Source organism: Coprobacter sp., from assembly GCF_982436375.1.
This window is the reverse complement of record NZ_CEWDCG010000221.1, coordinates 1-4,540: the sequence shown is the minus strand read 5'-3', so window position 1 is coordinate 4,540 and position 4,540 is coordinate 1. Positions and strand designations below refer to the sequence as shown.

The 4,540-nt window shown below is 37.6% G+C and carries 5 protein-coding genes; all 5 read left to right on the top strand.

The annotated features are described in order from the left end of the window. Positions 1 to 409: 409 nt before the first annotated feature. The 5 genes from pyrB to glyA all read left to right on the top strand — a co-directional run bounded on the left by pyrB (position 410) and on the right by glyA (position 4,465). Positions 410 to 1,324: an aspartate carbamoyltransferase gene (pyrB, locus tag AC1WHX_RS10690; RefSeq protein WP_022601897.1), complete on the top strand. Its 915-nt coding sequence runs from the start codon at positions 410 to 412 to the stop codon at positions 1,322 to 1,324. Between the two features lie 21 nt (positions 1,325 to 1,345). Next, the gene (gene pyrI, locus AC1WHX_RS10685) at positions 1,346 to 1,810 is read left to right on the top strand and encodes an aspartate carbamoyltransferase regulatory subunit (protein WP_174371910.1); all 465 of its coding nucleotides are present in this window, start codon (positions 1,346 to 1,348) and stop codon (positions 1,808 to 1,810) included. Next, complete coding sequence (locus AC1WHX_RS10680) at positions 1,810 to 2,397, top strand: flavin reductase family protein (protein ID WP_303117019.1); 588 nt, start codon at positions 1,810 to 1,812, stop codon at positions 2,395 to 2,397. The genes pyrI and AC1WHX_RS10680 overlap by 1 nt, the downstream gene beginning before the upstream one ends. Beyond that, positions 2,394 to 3,119 carry a porin family protein gene (locus tag AC1WHX_RS10675; RefSeq protein WP_147412127.1) on the top strand — a complete coding sequence of 242 codons (726 nt, stop codon included), beginning with the start codon at positions 2,394 to 2,396 and terminating at the stop codon, positions 3,117 to 3,119. Before AC1WHX_RS10680 ends, AC1WHX_RS10675 begins: the two co-directional genes overlap by 4 nt. A gap of 65 nt (positions 3,120 to 3,184) precedes the next feature. Beyond that, positions 3,185 to 4,465, top strand: a complete 1,281-nt coding sequence (gene glyA, locus AC1WHX_RS10670) for a serine hydroxymethyltransferase (protein WP_303117016.1) — start codon at positions 3,185 to 3,187, stop codon at positions 4,463 to 4,465. Positions 4,466 to 4,540: the final 75 nt, after the last annotated feature.

Sequence of the window (4,540 nt, the reverse complement as noted above, 5' to 3'; positions counted from 1 at the left end):
CTGGAAATAGATCCGGATTTTTTCTTAGGCAGTTCTGGCATTTCAAATTTTGTTTTGAAACATATTCGTTTAGCAATATCTCAAATTATATCCGTACGGTTTCCGGATATACAAATTATGAATTCTCATATTTTTCGTCAAAGGTAATATAAATATTTCATTTATAAATTGATTGAAATACAGAACAAGAAAATTTAAGCAGAAAAGCTTTGATATAGACTTTTTTTACTATTTTTGTAGTGTAGATGAAACAAAATACAAAGAAATATAAACATTTTGATTTCACACACTTACAGAAGTGTAGGGAATATAAACACTCGATCAGAAATTGTAAATAGACCGATTTGACTCTTCATGCCAAACCGGTCTATTTGTTATATAAATCTATATTCTTAAAACATACCGCAATATGAGAAAAGAGAGTTTAGTATCTATCACCGACTACTCTAAAGAAGAAATTCTGGATCTGCTGGAGCAAGCAAGAAAATTTGAAGAAAACCCGAACAGAAAAGTATTGGAAGGAAAAGTGATTGCAACCCTATTTTTTGAACCATCTACACGTACCCGACTCAGTTTCGAAACGGCAGTAAACCGATTGGGAGGGAGAATTATCGGTTTTTCCGACGCATCAACTACGAGTTCGACCAAGGGAGAAACCCTTAAAGATACAATAATGATGGTTAGTAACTATGTAGATCTCATTATCATGCGTCATTATTTAGACGGAGCCGCTCGATATGCATCCGAGGTTTCTTCAATTCCTATCATAAATGCAGGAGACGGAGCTAACCAGCATCCGTCGCAAACAATGCTCGATCTTTACTCTATATATAAGACTCAAGGAACATTAGAGAATCTAAACATTACAATGGTGGGAGACCTAAAATACGGAAGAACCGTACACTCTTTACTTATGGCAATGTCTCACTTCAAACCTACGTTTCATTTCGTAGCCCCTGAGGAACTGAAAATGCCGGAAGAATATAAAATATATTGCGATAAATTAGGAATACCTTATCAAGAGCACCAAGATTTCACAGAAGAAGTCATCAATCAAGCGGATATATTATATATGACCCGTGTGCAACGAGAACGTTTTACCGATCTCATGGAATATGAAAAAGTAAAAAATGTATATACACTACATAATCAAATGTTGGAAAACAGCAAACCGAACTTACGAATACTGCACCCACTTCCTCGTGTAAATGAAATCGCATACGACGTAGACGATAATCCGAAAGCCTATTATTTCGAGCAAGCTAAAAACGGATTATATGCCCGTCAAGCTATTATATGCAAAGTATTAGGTATCGAAATTTAACATTTAAGAAAAGAAAATAGAATCATGGCTATACATAAAAAAGAGCTCGAAGTAGCTGCATTGGAAAACGGAACGGTTATCGATCATATTCCTTCAAACCAACTGTTCAAAGTTGTTTCACTTCTCGGATTAGAACATCTAAACAAAAGTATTACTATCGGAAATAATCTGATAAGTAAAAAAATAGGACATAAAGGAATTATCAAAATCGCTGATACGTTCTTCAAAGAAGAAGAGATCAATAAAATCGCATTAATAGCTCCGAATGCAAAGATCAATATCATCAGAGACTATCAGGTAACCGAAAAAAGAGTTGTTACCCTACCTGATGAATTAACAGGTATTATCCGTTGCAATAACCCTAAATGCATCACCAACAACGAACCGATGAATACGGTCTTTCGCGTCATTAATAAAGAAACCGTTGAAGTAAAATGCAAATATTGCGAACGGGCTATTTCTCAAAAAGATATAGAAATTCGTTAATGGCAAACAGGAAAAAACAGAATTGGAAACCGGGTACGATGATTTATCCGTTACCTGCGGTATTGGTCAGTTGTGGAAACCATCCGGAACAGTATAATTTATTTACCGTAAGCTGGGTAGGAACTATCTGCACCAATCCGCCAATGTGTTACATATCTGTACGTCCCGAACGATATTCATATTCTATCTTAAAGGAAAATAAGGAATTTGTCATTAATCTGACAACAGAAAATATGGCAAGAGCAACCGACTGGTGCGGTATTCGATCTGGAAAAGATTATAATAAATTTGCAGAAAGCGAGCTGACTCCCGTTCCTTCAGAAAAAATAGCTGCTCCCTATATTGAAGAATCGCCTTTATGCATAGAATGTAAAGTTAAGGAAATCGTGAACTTAGGATCTCATGATATGTTTATATCAGAGGTTGTCAACGTTATTGCCGACGAGCAATTCATTAATCCCGAAAACGGAGCTTTCGATCTCGAAAAAGCTCGATTATTGGTTTATTCGCACGGTCATTATTACGGGATCGGCAAAGAAATAGGTAAGTTCGGTTGGTCGGTACAAAAAAAGAAAAAGAAGAAATGAGACTGTACATTCTATTTTTATTCTGTACATATTTATTTTTTACCGGTACGGTATCGGCACAGTCCGGTATGTCCCAAAAAAAATTATTCAATTGGGGAGTCCGTATCGGAGTAAACGCCCCTTTCGTCGATATGCGAAAAAGTCAAATCAACGGTATAAAAATAGAAGAGCCATCAACAAATTCAAAAATGGGGATTCTCACATCCCTGTTTGCCCGAACCAATTTCAACAAACATTATCTTCAACTTGAAGCAGAAACGCATTATATGCGTTATCGGATGAGTCCGAGACCCGAATCGGTCATTACCGACGGATCTATCGGGTACATGGAAGGAATAACGGTCGGTAATAGAATTTATTCTTTAGACATACCTTTATTATACGGATATAACTTCATCAAACAAGGTCCGTACGAGTTGTCTTTTTTTGCTGGTCCAAAACTTAAATATCTATATAAGAAAAAGAGCGAACTCTCCGCACCGGAAACGTATGAATTTGTCATGGATGAACACATCCGTCCGTTAACTGCAAATTTCGTTTTGGGACTTGGAACATCCATCTCTCGCTTTTTTATCGATTTTCGCTATGAATTCGGAATTACAAACCTCACACATCCTACGACATACGTCCTCTATAAAGACGGAATAAATATATCAGAAGGAAACATTTATTTAAAAAGAGGTATTAATCTTCTCAGTTTTTCGGTCGGTATTATTTTATAAGAACAACGAAAAAAGGTATCTTTGCACAACGAAAACATAAACACCATCTTATATAAAGCACAACAATGAAAAGAGACAATGCTATTTTCGACATTATCGAACAAGAACATCAAAGACAACTGAAGGGAATAGAACTCATCGCTTCAGAAAACTTTGTAAGTGATCAAGTAATGCAAGCTATGGGATCTTGCCTAACCAACAAATATGCAGAAGGATATCCCGGAAAGAGATATTACGGCGGATGTGAGGTAATAGACCAAAGTGAACAAATCGCAATAGACAGAATCAAAGAAATTTTCGGAGCAGAATGGGCTAATGTGCAACCGCATTCCGGAGCACAGGCCAATATGGCTGTTTTCATGGCAGTGTTAAATCCCGGAGATAAATTCCTCGGGTTAAATTTATCTCACGGAGGGCATTTATCTCATGGTTCACCTGTTAACTTTTCAGGGCTGATGTTCCAGCCACTGGAATATGGTGTAAAAGAAGATACCGGATATGTGGATTACGATATGATGGAAGAAGTCGCCCTTCGTGAACGTCCGAAATTAATCATCGGTGGAGCTTCGGCTTATTCTCGCGAATGGGATTATGCTCGCATGCGCAAAATCGCAGATGAAATAGGAGCTATTTTCATGATAGACATGGCTCATCCTGCAGGACTTATTGCTGCCGGATTATTGGATAATCCGTTAAAATATGCACACATAGTAACTTCTACGACTCATAAAACCTTGCGTGGACCTCGTGGCGGAATCATTTTATTAGGAAAAGATTTTGACAATCCTTGGGGAAAAACAACTCCTAAAGGAGAAATCAAGAAAATGTCAGCGCTTCTTGATTCTGCAGTATTCCCCGGAGTGCAGGGTGGACCGTTGGAACACGTTATTGCAGCTAAAGCCGTTTCATTCGGAGAAGCATTGCAACCAGAATATAAAACTTATCAGACGCAAGTCAAGAAAAATGCCGCAGTTATGGCTCAAGCGTTTATGGATAAGGGATACAAGATTATTTCAAACGGAACGGATAATCATTGCATGCTGATCGATCTCCGTACAAAATTCCCTGAACTTACCGGTAAAGTTGCCGAGAAAGTTCTGGTCGAAGCAGATATTACCGTAAATAAAAATATGGTTCCTTTCGACAGCCGTTCACCATTCCAGACATCCGGTATTCGTATAGGAACTCCGGCGATTACGACACGAGGAGCAAAAGAAGATCTCATGCTCGAAATCGTTGAAATGATAGATACTGTTTTAGCTCATCCTGAAGATGGAAACATTATTAAAGCCGTTCGTGAAAAAGTGAACCAAACAATGAAATCATATCCCATCTTCGCTTATTAATTCCTTAATTAATAAAAATGCAAAAGAGGGTGACCCAAAAGTCAATAACGACTGAACGGGTCACCCTTTTTCATT

Excerpts from the sequence above, each read along its gene's own strand:
- pyrB (WP_022601897.1), top strand. The coding sequence starts at position 410 with ATGAGAAAAGAGAGTTTAGTATCTATCACCGACTACTCTAAAGAAGAA.
- glyA (WP_303117016.1), top strand. The coding sequence starts at position 3,185 with ATGAAAAGAGACAATGCTATTTTCGACATTATCGAACAAGAACATCAA.
- AC1WHX_RS10680 (WP_303117019.1), top strand. The coding sequence starts at position 1,810 with ATGGCAAACAGGAAAAAACAGAATTGGAAACCGGGTACGATGATTTAT.
- AC1WHX_RS10675 (WP_147412127.1), top strand. The coding sequence starts at position 2,394 with ATGAGACTGTACATTCTATTTTTATTCTGTACATATTTATTTTTTACC.